Origin of the sequence: Scytonema sp. HK-05 (assembly GCF_963872035.1) — a bacterium.
GTDB lineage: Bacteria > Cyanobacteriota > Cyanobacteriia > Cyanobacteriales > Nostocaceae > Kalymmatonema.
In genome coordinates this window covers 64,641-83,555 of the sequence record NZ_CAWMYC010000158.1, presented here as the reverse complement: position 1 = coordinate 83,555, position 18,915 = coordinate 64,641, and the positions used below count along the sequence as shown (strand labels likewise).

Annotated in this window: 19 protein-coding genes and 1 tRNA gene; 12 read left to right on the top strand and 8 right to left on the bottom strand. The window is 44.0% G+C overall.

Features of this window, described 5'->3' with window-relative positions:
- Positions 1 to 9 precede the first annotated feature (9 nt).
- Genes AACT52_RS36790 through AACT52_RS36780 form a run of 3 tightly spaced genes read right to left on the bottom strand, consistent with a single transcriptional unit; the run spans position 10 to position 1,024 of the window.
- Positions 10 to 708 (bottom strand): phosphoribosyltransferase, encoded by a 699-nt coding sequence (locus AACT52_RS36790; protein WP_073628465.1) that lies wholly within the window; start codon positions 706 to 708, stop codon positions 10 to 12.
- 35 nt (positions 709 to 743) lie between these two features.
- A complete protein-coding gene (locus tag AACT52_RS36785; protein ID WP_198940844.1) occupies positions 744 to 884 on the bottom strand; it encodes a hypothetical protein in 141 nt (46 codons plus the stop codon).
- Between the two features lie 5 nt (positions 885 to 889).
- Complete coding sequence (locus tag AACT52_RS36780; protein ID WP_272937068.1) at positions 890 to 1,024, bottom strand: hypothetical protein; 135 nt, start codon at positions 1,022 to 1,024, stop codon at positions 890 to 892.
- 1,110 nt (positions 1,025 to 2,134) lie between these two features.
- Here AACT52_RS36780 and kdpA point away from each other — a divergent pair.
- Positions 2,135 to 3,844, top strand: a complete 1,710-nt coding sequence (kdpA, locus tag AACT52_RS36775) for a potassium-transporting ATPase subunit KdpA (protein WP_073628463.1) — start codon at positions 2,135 to 2,137, stop codon at positions 3,842 to 3,844.
- A gap of 62 nt (positions 3,845 to 3,906) precedes the next feature.
- A complete protein-coding gene (gene kdpB / locus AACT52_RS36770) occupies positions 3,907 to 6,003 on the top strand; it encodes a potassium-transporting ATPase subunit KdpB (RefSeq protein ID WP_073628461.1) in 2,097 nt (698 codons plus the stop codon).
- A 435-nt stretch (positions 6,004 to 6,438) separates the two neighbouring features.
- Here the strand turns inward: kdpB and AACT52_RS36765 are convergent, their stop codons facing one another.
- Positions 6,439 to 6,663, bottom strand: coding sequence for a hypothetical protein (locus AACT52_RS36765; protein WP_143172724.1), 225 nt, complete (start codon positions 6,661 to 6,663; stop codon positions 6,439 to 6,441).
- A gap of 90 nt (positions 6,664 to 6,753) precedes the next feature.
- On the opposite strand from AACT52_RS36765, the gene AACT52_RS36760 reads away from it, so the two are divergent.
- The 4 genes from AACT52_RS36760 (at position 6,754) to AACT52_RS36745 (ending at position 10,209) form a co-directional block, all read left to right on the top strand.
- A complete protein-coding gene (locus AACT52_RS36760) occupies positions 6,754 to 7,026 on the top strand; it encodes a potassium-transporting ATPase subunit F (protein ID WP_073628459.1) in 273 nt (90 codons plus the stop codon).
- A gap of 60 nt (positions 7,027 to 7,086) precedes the next feature.
- The gene (gene kdpC, locus AACT52_RS36755; protein ID WP_073628457.1) at positions 7,087 to 7,692 is read left to right on the top strand and encodes a K(+)-transporting ATPase subunit C; all 606 of its coding nucleotides are present in this window, start codon (positions 7,087 to 7,089) and stop codon (positions 7,690 to 7,692) included.
- A 114-nt stretch (positions 7,693 to 7,806) separates the two neighbouring features.
- Positions 7,807 to 9,006 (top strand): universal stress protein, encoded by a 1,200-nt coding sequence (locus AACT52_RS36750; RefSeq protein ID WP_073628455.1) that lies wholly within the window; start codon positions 7,807 to 7,809, stop codon positions 9,004 to 9,006.
- A 48-nt stretch (positions 9,007 to 9,054) separates the two neighbouring features.
- On the top strand, positions 9,055 to 10,209 hold the full coding sequence (locus AACT52_RS36745; RefSeq protein WP_073628453.1) for an anhydro-N-acetylmuramic acid kinase: 1,155 nt from the start codon (positions 9,055 to 9,057) through the stop codon (positions 10,207 to 10,209).
- Here AACT52_RS36745 and AACT52_RS36740 read toward each other — a convergent pair.
- The gene (locus AACT52_RS36740; RefSeq protein ID WP_233153822.1) at positions 10,201 to 11,145 is read right to left on the bottom strand and encodes a CheR family methyltransferase; all 945 of its coding nucleotides are present in this window, start codon (positions 11,143 to 11,145) and stop codon (positions 10,201 to 10,203) included. The genes AACT52_RS36745 and AACT52_RS36740 overlap by 9 nt on opposite strands.
- Before the next feature lie 473 nt (positions 11,146 to 11,618).
- Between AACT52_RS36740 and AACT52_RS36735 the strand changes: the two genes are divergently transcribed.
- Positions 11,619 to 12,866 (top strand): PAS domain-containing protein, encoded by a 1,248-nt coding sequence (locus tag AACT52_RS36735; protein ID WP_073628451.1) that lies wholly within the window; start codon positions 11,619 to 11,621, stop codon positions 12,864 to 12,866.
- Here the strand turns inward: AACT52_RS36735 and AACT52_RS36730 are convergent.
- Together AACT52_RS36730 and AACT52_RS36725 are read right to left on the bottom strand one after the other, a co-directional pair.
- Positions 12,863 to 13,426 (bottom strand): Uma2 family endonuclease, encoded by a 564-nt coding sequence (locus AACT52_RS36730; RefSeq protein ID WP_073628449.1) that lies wholly within the window; start codon positions 13,424 to 13,426, stop codon positions 12,863 to 12,865. The genes AACT52_RS36735 and AACT52_RS36730 overlap by 4 nt on opposite strands.
- 22 nt (positions 13,427 to 13,448) lie before the next feature.
- Positions 13,449 to 13,760, bottom strand: a complete 312-nt coding sequence (locus tag AACT52_RS36725; RefSeq protein WP_073628447.1) for a hypothetical protein — start codon at positions 13,758 to 13,760, stop codon at positions 13,449 to 13,451.
- Positions 13,761 to 13,795: 35 nt separating this feature from the next.
- Between AACT52_RS36725 and AACT52_RS36720 the strand changes: the two genes are divergently transcribed.
- Together AACT52_RS36720 and AACT52_RS36715 are read left to right on the top strand one after the other, a co-directional pair.
- On the top strand, positions 13,796 to 14,083 hold the full coding sequence (locus AACT52_RS36720; RefSeq protein ID WP_073628445.1) for an antitoxin family protein: 288 nt from the start codon (positions 13,796 to 13,798) through the stop codon (positions 14,081 to 14,083).
- A complete protein-coding gene (locus AACT52_RS36715) occupies positions 14,077 to 14,544 on the top strand; it encodes a type II toxin-antitoxin system VapC family toxin (RefSeq protein WP_073628443.1) in 468 nt (155 codons plus the stop codon). The genes AACT52_RS36720 and AACT52_RS36715 overlap by 7 nt, the downstream gene beginning before the upstream one ends.
- Positions 14,545 to 14,776: 232 nt before the next feature.
- Here the strand turns inward: AACT52_RS36715 and AACT52_RS36710 are convergent.
- Positions 14,777 to 14,848 (bottom strand) — tRNA-Thr (locus tag AACT52_RS36710).
- 397 nt (positions 14,849 to 15,245) lie between these two features.
- Between AACT52_RS36710 and argF the strand changes: the two genes are divergently transcribed.
- From argF to AACT52_RS36695, 3 genes are all read left to right on the top strand, one after another.
- Positions 15,246 to 16,172, top strand: a complete 927-nt coding sequence (argF, locus tag AACT52_RS36705; RefSeq protein ID WP_073628441.1) for an ornithine carbamoyltransferase — start codon at positions 15,246 to 15,248, stop codon at positions 16,170 to 16,172.
- Positions 16,173 to 16,333: 161 nt separating this feature from the next.
- Positions 16,334 to 16,939 carry a transcriptional repressor LexA gene (gene lexA, locus AACT52_RS36700; RefSeq protein WP_073628439.1) on the top strand — a complete coding sequence of 202 codons (606 nt, stop codon included), beginning with the start codon at positions 16,334 to 16,336 and terminating at the stop codon, positions 16,937 to 16,939.
- Positions 16,940 to 17,250: 311 nt separating this feature from the next.
- A complete protein-coding gene (locus tag AACT52_RS36695; protein ID WP_073628437.1) occupies positions 17,251 to 18,729 on the top strand; it encodes a DNA phosphorothioation system restriction enzyme in 1,479 nt (492 codons plus the stop codon).
- The last annotated feature ends 186 nt before the right edge of the window (positions 18,730 to 18,915 follow it).

Sequence of the window (18,915 nt, the reverse complement as noted above, 5' to 3'; positions counted from 1 at the left end):
TATGAAATTTTACAATGATTCATTCATCATTTCTTCGTTATGTTGGAGCAGACATTCCAAAGCTTCTCTTGTCTTTAGCTGGGGAAATTCCGAGTAAAAATGACTCACACTACAGAAAGGTTCTGGTGTTGCTAGGACAATCACGCGATCGCCCCACTGATGCAACCAAGGTAGCAACTTCAAAGGCGCTACTGGAGTACATAACCAAACTTCTGCTGGAGAAAGTGCCTTTAGAGATGTTGCGGCTACTGCCATTGTCATACCTGTGGCAATACCATCATCAACTAAGATCAGCGTAGCACCTTCGGTATTCACCTGCCTCGAGCCAAGACTCAATTGAGCCTGAAGAGACTTCGCAAGACTCGCTGCTGTATCTAATGCTGCTTCTCGCCACCCTGAATTCGGCAGATTGCGAAAAGACACCTTATGCTGATCCCAAAGAACATTTCCTGAAGCAGTAACCGCACCAATAGCCAATTCGGGATTTTCTGGATGGCTAATTTTTTTCGCTACCTCTATCGTCAACGGACAGTTGAGGAGACGCGCTACTGGTGCTGCTACTGGTAATCCTCCTCTTGGCAAAGCATAGACAATTGTCTTAGGTTTTGCTACCAAGTTAGCAGTTTGCTGGGTTAAGATTGCCTGAATCGCTTGCGCCAGTTGCTCACCAGCTTGAGTGCGGTTAGTAAAAAGCGGGGTGTTTGTCATAGTTTCCCCAGCATACGACAGGGTCTATGCTTCTATCATGACTGATTTTGACCTGAATCTGTAACTAACTCCGCAGCAGTTCTTTTGCCACCAATCCTTTCTGAAGTGTAGGCAATGGCTTCTTCGTTGCGGCGGTTGCCGTCACTCAAGTAACCTGTTACCAGCAGTGCTATCATAGCAATCAACCGATTCGCCACCGTTGGCGGATGAATCGTTTTCTACTCCAGGGACAAACAAATTCAACAGCCTTCATCCAAGAGCCGCTAGCGTCACGCCAAATACTGCCTTGCGGCTTTTCCGGGAGTTTGCGTTCCAAAATCGTCCCCCTGTAAAGGTAGCCGAACACATACTCAGGCGGCGTCAACTATTCCAGTGCCATGACTACGGCAAATCCACCAGTTATCAGACCTCGTTCGTTCGTTGTCAAGACATTTTCTTTGATTCTTAATAACCAAGACCACATCTTAAGCTTTTAATAAAGAATGATATGAATTACAATCGGGTTGATAATGTCATTCAGTTGCTATTCTCATTTCAATACTATTTCTATCCTTGAAAAATCTCTCTGTTCCAAGCCCTAAATACTATTTGTATCCTTGAAAAATCTCTCTGTTCCAAGCCCTAAATACTATTTCTATCTTTGAAAAATCTCTCTGTTCCAAGCCCCTATAATAATCCTTTGAAGTCCTTTTCACCTGATACTTTATATTCCAACCCTTATCTGACCTATATCAACATATATATAACCTTGCTTTCACCTATATCAACACATATATAGATGCTTATATCAAATAGATAATTGCTGGTGCTGGTAGAAATGTGATATTTCTTAATAAAGAGCCAACAAGAAATATAATTTTTTGGTAAAAAGTGGTAATTTAATTTGCTTATAAGTACGCCATACTAGCTAAAATTCAAAAATATGTATTTTTTAGTCAATTTTTTCTTGATTTTAGTAAAACAACTATAACTAAAGACAGATGTAAAATACAAAATTTAACAAATCAAGCCAAGATGGGAGGACAGAAAAAAAGGAGAAAATGATATTAGGACTTACGCACTTTACAAATAAGTTGTTATATGTAGGAACGATACTACGTTAATCAACGGGGTTGTATGGTGGCAGTAAATCTTAAGACAAGGTAATTTTCGACCGTTGTGTTTAAATGTTTCCAAATTATTGACAATTGCAGCCTAAAGTGAAACTAACAGCTTTTTACAAGCTGCTTGCAAAGACGGCGATAGTAAATGCATATGCGGGTGCATTTCTACAGTGGGTAAGTCCTAGATATTAGGAGGAAAGATAAAGCAGAAGAAGAATAGAGATTCAATTTATAAATAAAGGCTGAAGCAATAAGATTGATTGCTAACTAATTTTGGGTGAAAAAATATTTCAAATTATCCATCTATAATTTTGGCTAGATAAATGGGACAAGGATTTTTTCAAATTGGCGTAACGCTGTGTATTGTGATAGCAATAACTCCGCTATTGGGCAGATATATAGCGCGTGTTTTCTTGGAAGAAAAAACGCTGCTTGACCCAGTCATGAAACCTGTAGAGCGAATTATTTTTACATTAGCTGGTACAGGCACAAAAGACGATATGACGGGTAGGCAGTATGCCAGAGCAGTACTTTACAGCAACATTATTATGGGTGTTGTGGTGTTTCTGCTCATATCTGTTCAGAAATTCTTACCTTGGAATCCTATTGGGTTAGCTGCTCCTAGATGGGACATAACGCTGCACACGACAATTTCATTTTTAACGAATACCGACCAGCAGCACTACTCTGGTGAGACAACCTTAAGTTATTTCAGCCAAACGGCAGCTTTAGCCTTTTTGATGTTTACTTCAGCTGCTACTGGGTTGGCAGTAGGAATTGCTTTTATTAGGGGTTTGACAGGTAGACCCTTGGGAAATTTCTACGTGGATCTAACGCGTTCAATTACGCGCATATTACTGCCAATTTCAATTGTGGGTGCGATCGCATTACTCGCATTAGGTGTACCGCAAACATTGAATGGTCCTTTGAAAGTGACAACCTTAGAGGGAGCAACGCAATATATAGCCAGAGGTCCAGTTGCTTCCTTTGAGATAATCAAACAGTTAGGAGAAAACGGCGGCGGTTTTTTTGGGATGAACTCCGCACACCCGTTTGAAAATCCCAATAGTGCTTCTAACTTAATAGAAATCATCGCCATGATTTGTATTCCAGCGGCGATGATTTACACCTACGGTTTATTTGCCAACAACACCAAGCAAGCTTGGCGACTTTTCTGGATGGTTTTTGCCATCTTTGCGGTTTTGGTGAGTATTACAGCGGTTGGCGAGTATCAAGGCAATCCCATTGTTGATAATACATTGGGATTGGAACAGCCGAATTTAGAGGGCAAGGAAGTCAGGTTTGGCTGGGCACAAACGGCATTGTGGGCGATCGCAACCACCGGAACCATGTGTGGTGCAGTCAATGGAATGCTCGATTCTCTCATGCCACCGGGAGGCTTTTCCACCCTATTAAACTTGTTTTTGCAAATTGTTTGGGGTGGGCAAGGAACAGGAACCGCTTATTTATTCATTTATTTAATTCTCACCGTGTTTCTTACAGGACTTATGGTGGGACGTACTCCAGAGTTTTTGGGGCGCAAAATTGAAAAGCGAGAAATTGTCCTTGCTAGCGTAGTGCTATTGATTCACCCAATTGCAGTTTTGATTCCCAGTGCGATCGCCTTGGCATTTCCCAGTACCTTAGCATTTCAAATTCCGCCGCCTGGATATACCGGTTCGCCGGAATTTCACAACATTTCACGAGTGGTGTATGAATACGCCTCAGCTAGTGCCAACAATGGTTCTGGCTTTGCGGGGTTGGGCAATAGCACTTTGTGGTGGAACTTAAGCACCTGTTTCAGTTTGTTACTGGGACGCTACATTCCGATTATTGCCATTTTGCTTTTAGCAGACAGCATGGCACGCAAACAAACAGTACCCCAAACTCCAGGCACTCTGAGAACCGACTCTCGGCTATTTACGACTGTCACAGCTGGTGTCATTTTGATTTTGGGTGTGCTAACGTTTTTCCCCGTTTTGGCTTTAGGACCAATAGCCGAAGGTTTTAACCTTGCCAGTGGCATTAAATAATTTTGTTCGTGGTGGGTGCTAGTTTTGAATGCGTGAATGCCGTACCTTATGAATTGTTCGTCATGGACTCCACAAATCCTTCATCCAAACCTTCTCCTCGTAAAAGCGATCGCCGCCAAGCACGCAAACAATCGCGGGTAAATACGAAAGGGCTTTACCAAAGAGCAATCAAAGATGCTTTTGTCAAGCTTAATCCCAAAAACGCGATTAAAAACCCAGTCATGTTTTTGGTTTGGGTTGGCACCATTATCACCTTACTTGTGACCATCGACCCTTATTTGTTTGGTCCGGTTTCAGGCAAAAACCTACGACTTTTTAACGGATTGATTACGGTAATTCTGTTCTGCACCGTTTTATTTGCCAACTTTGCCGAAGCAGTGGCAGAGGGGCGGGGTAAAGCGCAAGCGGATGCCTTAAGAGCAACCAAGTCAGAAACAATTGCCAAAAAACTCGCTCCTGATGGTTCAATGAGTGAAGTTTCTTCCACCAGCTTGCGGCAGGGTGATACGGTGTATGTGGTTGCTGGTGATGTGATCCCCGCCGATGGGGAAGTGATTATGGGTGTCGCCAGTGTGGATGAATCGGCAATTACCGGAGAATCTGCGCCAGTCCTCAAGGAAACAGGTTCAGATGTCGCCAGTTCTGTCACCGGCGGTACGCGGATTATCTCGGATGAGCTGATTATCCGCATCAGTGCAGACCCTGGTAAAGGGTTTATTGACCGAATGATTGCCTTGGTGGAAGGGGCGGAACGCAGCAAAACACCAAACGAAATTGCCCTGACGGTGTTACTCGCGGTTCTGACGTTAGTGTTTCTGTTTGTCGTAGTGACTCTAAGCGCGATCGCCAGCTATGTCAGAAGTCCAATCAGTGTGGCGATATTGGTTGCTTTGTTAGTCGCGTTGATACCCACTACCATTGGGGGGTTACTGAGTGCGATCGGTATTGCTGGTATGGATCGAGTCGCCCAGTTTAACGTCATAGCCACCTCCGGACGAGCCGTAGAAGCGTGTGGTGATGTCAATACGCTGGTTTTGGATAAAACAGGGACAATCACCCTAGGCAACCGCTTGGCAGAAGAGTTTATCCCCATTAACGGTCACTCTCTGGAGGAAATTGCCAATGTAGCGCTCATAGGGAGTGTGTTCGATGATACACCCGAGGGAAAATCGATTGTCCGACTGGCACAAAGACTAGGGGCAAGGATTGATTTTGACCACGAAAGGTCCCAAGCGATAGAATTTTCAGCAAAAACCCGCATGAGTGGCACAAACTTGCCCAATGGAAGTCAAATACGTAAGGGTGCGGTATCAGCCATTAAGGGATTTGTCCGTTCCCGCGACGGACGAGATTCACCAGAACTTGATGCAGCATACACAAAAGTTTCGCAACTGGGAGGAACACCGTTAGCAGTAGCCCTTGATGGTGAAATATATGGCGTCATCTATCTCAAAGACATTATCAAACCAGGTATCCACGAACGTTTTGACCAGTTGCGGCGGATGGGAGTGCGTACCGTCATGCTGACTGGAGACAACCGGATTACCGCTTCTGTGATTGCTAAAGAAGCTGGAGTTGATGACTTTATTGCCGAAGCCACCCCAGAAGACAAAATCTCCGTAATTCAACGGGAACAGGCGCTGGGCAAACTGGTGGCGATGACGGGAGACGGTACCAACGATGCACCAGCGCTAGCCCAGGCAAATGTCGGAGTCGCAATGAATACTGGGACTCAAGCGGCAAAAGAAGCAGCCAATATGGTGGATTTGGACTCTGATCCCACAAAGCTGATTGATATTGTTGCTATTGGTAAACAATTGCTGATTACTCGCGGTGCGCTGACAACTTTTTCCCTCGCTAATGATATTGCTAAATACTTTGCGATTATCCCGGTGTTATTTACCTCAGCTAATCTGGGAAGTTTGAATATCATGAAGTTGACTAGTACTCATTCTGCTGTGCTGTCGGCGTTGATTTACAACGCTTTGATTATTCCAGCTTTGATTCCTTTGGCACTAACAGGGGTGAAATTTAGACCTTTGACGGCTAATCAGCTTTTGCAACAAAATATTTTCATTTATGGCTTTGGTGGTGTGATTGCGCCATTTATTGCCATTAAGTTGATTGATATATTGATTACAGCTGTGGGATTGGCTTAATAGGAATATTTATCTGTGTCCATCTGTACGGCAGTTGCTATCTCCCTCGCGGTGCGGCACGGCTGCGCCTGTACCGTGCGTCCTCCTAGAGAGGCACGGAGACGCGCTCGTCGCAAAGCGTCCCGTGAGGGATACGCGAACAACGGGGGGAACCCCCCTTCGGGTATCTCCTATGTCCTGAGCCCTATGTCCTGAGCCCTTCGGGCACGGCTTGAGGCCGTTAGCGCAAGCTCCTCCTCAGGAGGCACGGACACGCAAAGAGCGAACGGGCACGGCTTGAGGCCGTTAGCGCAAGCTCCTCCTCAGGAGGCACGGACACGCAAAGAGCGAACGGGCACGGCTTGAGGCCGTTAGCGCAAGCTCCTCCTCAGGAGGCACGGACACGCAAAGAGCGTTCGGAGACGCTACGCGTATGCCTAACGGCACGCTTTGCGCTTACACCAGTCGCCTGGGCGTGCCGCAGGCATACCCGAAGGGTGGTTCCACCTGGAAATGCCCTTGAAGCGGCTGTCCCTCAAGTAAGGCAGGCAGAGCCTCCCAAGGCTGCATTCCCAGCCTGAGGCTGGGAACGAGGCAAAAAAACCGCCAAGAGGCAAAGGACGCAAAGGACGCAAAAGGGGAGATGAAGTAATTATTTATCTGTGTCCCATGAGTGTCCATCTGTGGTTCATTATTTCTTTGGTGTACCTTACTCCGGGTTGCAAAGCGCTATATTCGTGCAATAAGTCTAATGAGTAAGCAAGGTAGTTTATGAAGAAAAAAGTTGATGTATTGGATAAGTTTTTGCCAATGGATGTGATGCAGGCAATTTCGTTTGTCTGGTCGGAATGGCGTTCTCAAAAGTTGCCACTGGCAATTTTTGTGGCGCTTTGCCTGAATTTACTCATTGCCCCTATAGTTTATGCTGCTGCTGATGGTACTTTGGAACGCCGTTCTGCTTGGGCAATTGGCGTTTTAGGATTGGTGACTTTGGCAGTTATCGTTTACTTATTTGTTGTTGTTTTTCAGCCAGAACGCTTTTAGTTAAACTACACAATTTTATTGATTATTAAAGCATATTAAAGAGGGTGTAGAAAAAATTTTATGTCTATTCTTAGAGAAATTGCTAAAGCAATTCGTATCACTCTGATTTTATGGTTGTTGACCGCTATCATTTATCCTTTATTCATACTTTTGGTCGGTCAAGTCCCTTTCCTTAAAGACAAGGCACAGGGCAGCATAGTGCAAAATATTCAGGGACAAGAAATTGGTTCAGCTTTGATTGGTCAACAGTTCAGATCTGATCGATATTTTCAGAGTCGTCCCAGTACTATTAGATATAGCCAAGGAAAACAAGGAAATCCTACTGGCATTTCTGGGGCTAGCAATCTCGCTCCTAGCAGTCCACAATTGCTTAAGCGAATTGTAGAACAGGCAAATCGCCTCAAAGATGAAAATATACAACCATATGCCGATTTAGTTTACACCTCTGGCTCTGGCTTAGATCCACATATTTCAGTGAAAGCAGCACGAGAGCAGTTGGATAGAATTGCTCGTGCCCGTGGTGTCAGACCAGATGAGATACTTCCTTTTATTAATAAGTATACCGAAGGCAGATTTTTAGGCATTTTTGGAGAGCCTGGAGTTAACGTTTTAAAATTAAATTACGCCCTTGAGCTAGATGAGTTTAACCGTCAGCAGAATAGATAATTATTCATTAATGTAGAGACGTTGCATCCGAAAGTTCTACATTAGTCATTAGTTTTGTTGGACTATTCGCTTGTAGCAGTGGGAGCATATTAAAGCATAAAAGCCAACACTTTCATGATTGATAAGCGTGAGCTTCTCGGTAAGAATAACTCAAAACAAACAGACACTAAATCGGTACCTTCTGCCCCTTATGACCTTAGTCCAGCACGGCGAGGTAAACACAAAATATACATTGGCATGGCTCCCGGAGTCGGCAAAACTTTCCGCATGTTGGAAGAAGCCCATTCACTGAAACACGAAGGTATTGATGTCGTGATTGGGCTGTTGGAAACCCACGGACGTAAGGAAACGGCGCAAAAGGCTCAAGGGTTGGAGATAGTAAAGCGCAAGGAAATTCCTCGGGGTGGGTTGATTCTCACAGAAATGGATACAGATGCAATCATAGCCCGATCGCCTCAGTTGGTGTTAGTCGATGAACTAGCACATACTAATGTCCCAGGTTCGCTACGAGAAAAACGTTACCAAGATGTAGAAATTATTCTGGCAGCAGGTATTGATGTTTACTCCACAATGAATATTCAGCATCTGGAAAGCCTCAATGACCTGGTAGCAAGAATTACTGGGGTGGTAGTACGAGAGCGCGTTCCTGACCGCATCCTAGAGGAAGCATCGGAGGTTGTGGTAGTAGATGTTACTCCAGAAACGCTGCGAGAGCGCTTGCTAGAAGGCAAAATTTACGCACCGCAAAAAATTCAAGAATCACTCGATAACTTTTTCCAACGCCGCAACCTGATTGCTTTACGAGAGTTAGCACTGCGGGAAGTGGCGGACAACATTGAGGAAAATGCCGTTGCCTCGACTCCACAAGGTCAATTTTGCAATATTCACGAGCGGGTTTTGGTGTGTGTATCCACTTATCCCAACTCAGTACAATTGTTACGTCGGGGAGCTAGAATTGCTAGCTACATGAATGCCCCTCTATATGTTATCTTCGTTGCCGCTCCAGACCGCTTCCTCACTAAGGAAGAAAGCCTATATATAGAAACTTGTGAAAAGTTATGTAAAGAATTTGACGGTACATTCATTCGTCACACCAGCAATGATATAGCTCAGGCGATCGCCCAAATCGCTGAAAAATACCGCATCACCCAAATTGTTATAGGTGCAAGTCAGCGTACACGTTGGCAAATCCTCCTCAAAGGGTCTTTAACCCATAAATTGCTACGCTTGCTGAAAAACATCGATTTACATATTATTTCCGCCGATAAATCCGCTGAGAGAAATAATGGGTTCAATCGTTCGATGCAGGAATGATAATTTTGAGATAATTATTATCTGCGTCTATCTGCGGTTTAAAATTAGATGATTGTAATAGGTTTAATAAGTGGCACGTCTGTAGATGGTATAGACGCTGCCTTGGTAGATATTTCTGGTACAAATTTAGATATCAAAATTGAGTTGGTCGCTGGTGCAACTTATGCCTACCCAGCGGATCTCAGAGAACGCATCTTAGCAGTGTGTGCAGGGGTTGCCATCTCAATGGCAGAGTTGGCAGAATTAGATGATGCGATCGCCTTTGCTTTTGCCCAAGCAGCGCAAAATATTCAAATTGGTCACGAAAAAGCCACTTTGATTGGTTCTCACGGTCAAACCGTTTTCCATAGACCACCGGAAGATAAGAAAGCAAATACTTCCTCATCCCCACTCGGTTACACCCTCCAACTTGGTCGCGGTGCGGTCATTGCTAATTTAACGGGTATAACAACAGTGAGTAACCTCCGTGTAGCGGATATTGCTGCGGGAGGTCATGGTGCGCCCCTCGTACCTCGGATAGATGCGGCTTTGCTCAGCCATCCTCAAGAAGCACGTTGTATACAAAATCTAGGTGGTATTGGTAATGTTACTTATATGCCACCTCGCCGGGACAACTGGTTAGAAAAAATTCGCGCTTGGGATACGGGACCTGCAAATAGTCTTTTGGATTTGGCGGTGCAGCATTTAACGGATGGTGCTAAAAGCTACGATGAAAATGGCAGTTGGGCGGCGAGTGGTAATCCTTGTGAACCATTAGTAGAAGAATGGCTGAGTCAAGACTACTTTCATCTACCACCCCCCAAATCTACTGGTCGAGAGTTATTCGGTGTGACTTACCTACATCAGTGTTTACAAGACGCCGAAGCTTACCAACTCAGTCCAGCCGACTTTTTGGCAACTCTCACAGAACTAACGGCGGCTTCGATTGTTCACAGTTACCGCACTTTTCTACCACAAATGCCAGAGCGGGTGTTATTGTGCGGGGGTGGCAGTCGCAATCTTTATCTGAAAAGTCGGTTACAACAGCTGTTGGCACCAGTACCAGTCTTAACAACAGATGAAGTTGGTTTAAGTGCCGATTTTAAAGAAGCGATCGCCTTTGCAGTTTTGGCATACTGGCGACAATCAGGTACTCCTGGTAACTTACCAACCGCTACAGGGGCAAGTCAAGAAGTGCTGCTGGGTGAGGTTCACTCACCGTAGCTTTTTCGGAACGTCAACAATGCTTGTTCGTCCACTTGCTTTTAACTTGTGAGGATTGATAAGCGATGAGTAATCCTGCAGTTCTAGATTTAGCCCTTTTGCATAAACACGGTGCTTCAAACTGACAGGCGTAAAAATTTCCCTGCGGCTGATTACTGATTCTGTCTTACCCAGGAATAAAAAACTCGTGTTTTTGAGCGCAAAGTGAAAGCGAACCAAGATAGACGTTTGAGCCTCTGGGTTGAAATAAATCAGCACATTGCGGCACATCAGCAGATCTATTTTAGACATGGGAGCATCTTTAGCCAAGTCATGATGAACAAAGATGATCGTGCGGCGAAGTTGTGGGTGAAAGACATAACCCTCCTCAGTATGTTGAAAGTATTTTTCAAGCAGAACGGGAGGAATGCCCATAATATCTCTCGCACTGTATGTGCCTTGCCGCGCTTGCCAAATGGCAGCTTGATCTACATCGGTTGCAAAACACCGAACTCGCTTTAAGCAGGACTCGATACCGAGCGCTTCTGCTAATAAAATCAGGGAACTATAGATTTCTTCCCCAGAAGCACACCCCGCACTCCAAACTCGAATGGGTTCATCAGGTTGTTTGCTGGCGATGATTTTGGGGATGATGTCAGTTGCTAAATAATTCCAAGCGTCGCGATCGCGAAAAAAACAAGTGACGTTAATCAGAACGTCGTTTAACAGAGCAAGCAATTCTCTTGGCTCACTTTGCAAATACTGTCGGTAGCTTTGATAGCTATTAATGTTGATGCTTTGCATTCGGTGCTGGAACCGTCGCATCAAGGTAGAGCGTCTATAGCCCGTGTAGTCACAATTTTGGCTGTGCTTGAGGTAGTCTAATAACGCTTCAAATTCTGGGTTAGCTTCGGGCGAATTGATGACGAGTGTTGATGTTTTCTCTTGTAAAGCCATGCCTTAACCTCTAGATTGTCTGAATTGACTCAAACAAAGCACTTCAAGCAGCCAGCCAATCGCTGTTCTAGAAGCTGCATGCAGTTGTAGACGGCGGTTTGCCACACCTAGGCAACAAATGATAATGTGGAGGGGGTCACAGGCGAGCCTGTGACCCCCTGTCTTTTATGTGATTATCATTATTAATTGAAAATTTTCCTATACTTGGACGTATTCACAAAATTTACTTGCTGACAAACAAATCTTAAACTATGATTCGTATGCTTTTATTATTGTAATAAAAAATAAGGTTGCGTACGAATAATAATTTTCTCAAAAATATTATTTTTATTGCGTACGAATCAAAAATGCACACCTGAATAACGCGGGATGCGAGGTCACGCCCCGAAATACGAGTCTCAAGAAATTAAATGAATTGAGACTTCTTTTGTTATTTATATCGGGGTAGAAAGGCGAGCTTGAACCTGCTGAGGATGGCAAAAGAAGAATTGCGGCGAGAGCTACAGACTGCTATCTATCAGGTAAAACAGCAAAAGCTGCCGATCAAACGGGAAGGTTTACAGGTGAGACACGGCGATAGGATCGGGCAAATCACCATTAATGTCATTCCGTTCCAAATCGGCGCACAAGAGTGTTTTTTAGTTCTATTTGAAGATGCTCCGCTCATCCCAGCCTTGCCACCGGCAACCAATGATGGCAGCACCCCCTCTAAGCGCAAGACAAGGGAAGCGACTGAGATTGCTGGGCTCCAGCAGGAACTGGCAACGACAAGAGAACATCTGCAATCGATCATTGAAGAGCAGCAAGCCACGAACCAGGACTTGAGAGCCGCCAACGAAGAGATTTTGTCGAGCAATGAAGAGCTGCAAAGTACGAATGAGGAACTGGAAACAGCGAAAGAAGAAATTCAGGCGGCGAATGAAGAACTGAACACGGTGAATGAGGAACTGCGCCGACGCACGCTGGAAGCGACTCAGGTGAGCAACGATTTGCAGAATCTGCTCAGCACTATCAATATCCCTATCCTGATGCTAGGAGGCGATCTGCAAATTCGGCTGTTTACTCCATCGGTCGAAGGCATCTTCAACTTGATTTCAAGCGATGTGGGGCGACCGTTGAGCGATATTAATCACAAGCTGAATCTGCCTAACTTAGAGCAACAGATTTTAGAGGTGATTCGTACGCTCAACTTGAAGGCTCAGGAGATTCAAGACCGAGATGGGCGCTGGTATGACCTGCGGATTCGCCCCTATCGGACAATTGACAACAAGATTGATGGGGCGGTTTTGGTGTTGGTTGATATTGATCATCTCAAACGCAGTAACATGCAATTGATGGAAGCGAGAGATTATGCCGAAGCGATTGTGCAAACCGTGCGGGAACCTCTGCTCGTGCTGAATCTAGACCTGCGGGTTATCACTGCAAATCGTTCTTTTTATGACACATTTGAGGTTGCGCCAGTGGAAACTGAGCAACATTTGATTTTTGAATTGGGCAATGGACAGTGGAACATTCCTCAATTGCGATCGCTGCTAGAAGAGATTCTTGCCAATAATACCCAGTTTCAAGATTTTGAGGTTGAGCATGATTTTGAGCAGATTGGGCGTAAAATCATGCGGCTCAATGCTCGCAAGATGCCTATAATCGACAATACACAGATGATTTTGCTGGCGATCGAGGACATCACCGAGCTTCATCGGTTAGAGACACAACACAGCTAATAGCTTCTCGCTACACCTATGAGACGTTCAACTTGGACGGATACATCACCAAAGGCTAGAGAGGCAATAGTACCTGTAGTTAGTGTCAGTTCGGTTTCGTATTGCCCATTTTTGAGGTCACGAAATACTTGCAACCGCTTATATTTGAGGTTAACAACCCAATATTCAGTAATGCCTGCCTCAGCGTAGATATCTTTTTTTTCACCTAAATCTTTATTTAAGGTGGCGTTGGAGAATTCAATAATCCAGAAAATATCTTCAGGATAGGGGTGGTGTTCTAAGTAAACTTCGCCTAAAGGTTTGACAATGGCAACGTCGGGGACAGGTTCGGAATTGTTTGGCAGAGTTACAGGTTTAGCATCGCGGATTTTTGCCCGTTCACCAAGTAGTGTGCGGAGATAATCGGCGGCTTCTGTATTGTAGTAGGCGTGGGGTTCTCGTTCTGGCGGCATAACAATGAGATCGCCGCGCAATAATTCTATAGGCTGGTCATCAAAAATGCCTGCCTCTATTGCTCGGTGATATCGTTCAATTGTCCATTTATAGGTAGTTACGGTCATGACACTTTATCTAAGCTTTGTTCTACCGTTTAGACAACAGGGTTAGTTTGATTTTAGTGTAGTGGGCTTTGCGGTATTGGGGGCGATTGCCATGCAGGGCAGTGGCACCTTTGCAATCGCACTTTTGATGATGGGGTTGATGTAGGCTATCCGCTAAAGGCAGCAGCATGCGCGATCGCCTGCGGTTAGTATTTACCTTTTTCGCCGTAAGGCGATAAGCCGGAGGCTTGACGCTACGCGTATCGCTTTTGAATATTCTAATGCAATCTACAGTTTCAGCATTGCGGACATTTGTATTTTGTGGGTCGGTAACAACTACCAACAGACTTAGCATAGAATAGCCTTAAAACTAAAAGTCAATTAATTTCAATGGCTAAGGCAATTCCGGCAATTTACGAAAATGGAGTGTTGCGTCCCTTGGCTCCAGTAAATTTTTCTGAGCGCCAAACTGTTTGGCTACAAGTGTTACCCGAACAAACCACGACTGAACTTCTGCCTTTACTTGAACCTCTCTACGAGTCTGGTTTACTTACTCCTGCAACTTCCTCTGATGCTCCCCCGATTTCTGACGCTGATTTGGTAGCAATGGTACAGTCTATTCATGTTGCTGGTCAACCACTTTCAGAAACAATCATTGAGGATCGAGGTGAGTGGTAGCAGCATATTTTTTAGATACCAGTGCTTTGCTTAAACGGTATGTTCCAGAGACAGGAACTGCTTGGATTCAATCGTTAACTGCTCAAGAAACTGGTAATTTATTGGTCGTTACCCGAATTGTCTGGGTTGAAGTTTTTAGTGCATTGGCTCGTCGTCAGCGAGAGGGCAGTATTTCTGGTAATCAGGCTAACCAAATTTTGCAAGCATTTCGTTACCACTTCGATAGTCAATATCAAAAAGTTGAATTGTTGCCAGTAGTGACTGAAATGGCAGGACAACTTGTCAGTCGTCATCCCCTGAGAGCTTATGATGCTGTTCAACTGGCTTCTGCACTATGCATCTTACCTCAACTGTCTGGGACAAATACGATAACATTCACATTTCTCACCGCTGACGAACGCTTGCTAGCAGTTGCTCAAGCCGAAAAACTCATCACTGATAATCCCAATTACTATCTATAAATTTGTATTTACAAGAAAATTTTGCAAAATTTATGAACTTACCTAGTGAATTCTCGCTTTAAAATCATAAAGGCGATGTCTACGACGGGCTACGCCTACGCACTCTGAGCAAATGTGTCAAGTCAGCGATGTCTAGCGACAAGAAGCAGAGCTTCTACGCACTTTTGATAATGGTGTAGAGCGACAAATTATTTGACCGTGGCGACAAATAATTTGTCGCTCTACATTTAAAAGCCAGCAGTCGGATTTGAACCGACGACCTTCCGATTACAAGTCGGATGCACTACCACTGTGCTATGCTGGCGTACTTGGCTCTTTTAACTTAGCTCTTTTACGATAAAAGCTACGTTATGTTTTTTGAGCTTCACACTAATTTATGACTATACCACAAGCTAGCTGATTGTACAATATTTAATTGAAGAGCAGTATTCAGTCCAAATGAGCCTGAAAATAAGTAATTATTCTCATACTGCTGATATTCCAGCCGGAAATATATTTAAGCGCTGCAAGTGTAAAGAAATTAAAATAAATTTGTGATTTTTATCACTGATGAAATTGATAAACTAAATCATAGACCAAAGCCACCTTAAATTATGGGCTAGACACAAAAATATCTGATACAGTTTTAAGACACCATTTTTTGAGACGGCTAGGTACACTGAACAAAAAGACAGAACTGTTTTTTACAGATCATCAGAAGCATGGCAGCGTTGATCGGACGAGATTTCTTAAGTCTGGCAGACTTTAGTCCAACGGAAGTTCTAGAACTTCTGCAAATGGCATCCCAGCTAAAATCACAAAAGCTGAGGTTGCGGTGTAACAAGGTGTTAGGGCTGTTGTTCTCCAAGGCTTCAACTCGGACAAGGGTGAGTTTTACTGTAGCAATGTACCAACTGGGTGGACAAGTGATTGACTTGAATCCTAATGTCACTCAAGTGAGTCGCGGGGAACCAGTGCAGGATACAGCGCGGGTTTTGGATAGATACCTCGATGTTTTGGCTATTCGTACCTTTGCACAGCAAGAATTAGAAATTTTTGCCAATTATGCCAAAATTCCTGTTATTAATGCTCTCACTGATTTAGAGCATCCGTGTCAGGTACTTGCTGATTTGATGACAGTTCAAGAATGCTTTGGCACTTTTTCTGGATTGACTTTAACTTATGTCGGTGATGGGAATAATGTTGCTAATTCCCTGTTGTTAGGCTGTGCTTTGGTGGGAATGAATGTGAAAATTGCCACACCTAGTGGATTTGAAGCAAATGCAGCAATTATAGAAACAGCACGTTCGATTGCTGGCAATAAAACTGAAGTCCTCTTAACTCATGACGCTGAAGTCGCGACAAAAGGTGCTCATGTCATTTACACTGATGTGTGGGCAAGTATGGGGCAAGAATCAGAAGCAGACGATCGCATGCCGATTTTCCAACCTTATCAAGTCAATGAACAACTGATGAGTCTTGCTCACCCAGAGGCAATTGTTTTACACTGTTTACCAGCACATCGTGGTGAAGAAATTACCGATGAGGTGATGGAAGGTTCTCACTCACGCATTTGGGACCAAGCAGAAAATCGGATGCACGCTCAAAAAGCTTTACTTGCAAGTATCTTAGGGGCAGAGGAATTTTAAGTGAAAACGAGTAAGTAGCTAAGTATTTACTCCTCAGTTTTAACTTCTGTGTTCTAAATTCTTAAATAAAAAATCAAAAATCCCAAAATATATAGTGCATAGGGAGGTTTTTTGTAGTACTAATGTTCTAAGAACATTTGTATTTACCTCCCTACAAATTTATGGAACGTCTCACAGAAGCGCAAAGAGAACTTTACGAATGGCTAGGAGAATATATACGAGTCCATCAGCATTCACCTTCAATTCGACAAATGATGCAGGCGATGAATTTAAAATCGCCTGCACCAATTCAAAGTCGCTTGGAACATTTACGCACCAAGGGGTATATTGAATGGAATGAAGGTAAGGCGCGGACAATTAGAGTTCTGCAAGCGATAAAACAAGGTGTACCAGTTTTGGGAACAATCGCCGCTGGTGGATTAATAGAACCCTTCACTGAGGCTGTAGAAAATGTAGATTTAACTAGTTTGTCATTGCCTCCCCAAACGTATGCTTTGCGGGTTGCTGGCGACAGCATGATTGAAGATTCTATTGTCGATGGAGATTTGGTATTTCTGCGCCCAGTACCAGAACCAGATCAGGTGAGAAATGGTACCATAGTCGCCGCACGAGTGGATGGACATGGTACCACATTGAAGCGGTTTTATCGATTAGGCGATCGCATCACCTTGAAACCTGCAAACCCGAAATACAATCCAATAGAAGTAAACGCCATTCAAGTACAGGTGCAAGGTTCCCTTGTTGCCATTTGGCGCAATTACAACTGATAAATAGGGAATGGGGAATAGGGAATGGGGACTGGGTAATGGGTAGTAGTTAGTGGGTAGTAGGTAGTAGGTAGTGGATAGTGAAACAACAACTCACAAATGTAGAGACGCTTTAAACAGCGCGTTTCTACAACTAATACCAATTCTCTGTAACAATGCGCTTAATAATTACCCCCCGCCTTTGGCGTCCCCCCAAGGCATCGGGGGGACTACAGGGGGGTATTAAGGCGGCGCATCTTCATACAGAATTGGTATAACACCAACCTATCCCCACTCCCCACTCACCACTTCCCTTATCAATGAATTAGTTTATGTATTTAGTAAAGAACCAAGTTAAGCAACCGCCCACTTTCAAACTCAGGTTACCATTTGTAGGTGAAACAAAGGGCGGTTATCACACACAACCATCACCAGGATGCCCCAGAATGCCACCATCTCTGCAATTGCGGGGATATCAGCGACAAGCCGTTAACAACTGGTTTGCCAATAACGGCAGAGGTACCCTGAAAATGGCAACTGGTAGTGGGAAGACAATCACGGCGTTGGCGATCGCCTGCGAATTATACAAGCAAATTAACTTGCAAGTCTTGGTGGTGGTGTGTCCTTACCGACATCTTGTCACCCAGTGGGCGCGAGAATCTGAAAAATTTAATTTGCAACCTATCTTAGCTTTTGAAAACGTACGCAATTGGCAGAGTCAACTTTCCACACAACTTTATAATGTACGTTCTGGTTCTCAACGTTTTCTCACGGTGATTACTAGCAACTCTACCTTAATTGGAGAAGGCTTCCAATCTCAACTCAAGTATTTTCCTGAAAAAACTTTAATTATTGGAGACGAGGCACATAACTTAGGCGCACCCAGGTTGGAAGAAAGTTTACCTCGCCGTATTGGGTTGCGACTGGCTTTGTCTGCTACGCCAGAAAGGTATTTTGATGAAGGGGGAACTCAATCTTTATTTGATTATTTTGGTCCTGTTCTCCAACCAGAACTAACCTTAAGAGATGCTATTGCTCAAAATGCTTTAGTACATTATCTTTATCATCCCATATTAGTAGAATTAACAGATACAGAAAGCCGCGCTTATGCTAAATTAACGCAAAAAATTGGACGGGCGCTACTTTATCGGCAACGAGAAAATGTGGAATCGGCATATTTTGAAGATAACGAAGATTTGAAGCCGTTGTTGATGCAACGAGCCAGGTTAATTGGTGCAGCAGAAAATAAGTTAAATGCTTTGCGGGAGTTAATGTCAACTCGCCGCGAAACGACTCACACGCTTTTCTATTGCAGTGATGGTTCACAAGACGTGGGACAGCGTTCTAGCTTGCACCAACTAAAAGCCGTCGCCAAAATTTTGGGGGTAGAACTTGGTTACAAGGTAAGCACCTACACCGCCCAAACATCTTTAGAAGAAAGGGAAGTTTTGCGGCGTCAATTTGAAAGCGGCGAATTGCAAGGTTTAGTAGCAATTCGCTGTTTAGATGAAGGAGTCGATATTCCAGCAATTCAGACGGCTGTGATTTTGGCAAGTTCTGGTAATCCTCGCCAGTTCATTCAACGGCGCGGACGAGTTTTGCGTCCTCACCCAAAAAAGGAACGCGCCACAATATTTGACATGATTGTTTTGCCACCAGATTTAGACAGGAAAACTTTAGAAGTTGAACGCAATTTACTGCGAAAGGAATTACTGAGATTTGTTGAGTTTGCTGATTTAGCTGATAATGCAGGTGAAGCTAGAATCAAGTTATTGAACTTACAGAAGCGATACGGATTACTGGATATTTAATTTTTGAGTATCGCGCCAATCCGCCAAGAAAAACTTTGCGGATTGGCGTGAAATAATTTTCACATCTGGGCAAGAAAAAATTTAAATTATTATAAATAGATGATCTACCGAGCCGGGCAATGGGGTATACTTTAGATAATGGGAATATTGGCTATTTTTTTAAATCGACCAATAGTTCGATTATAA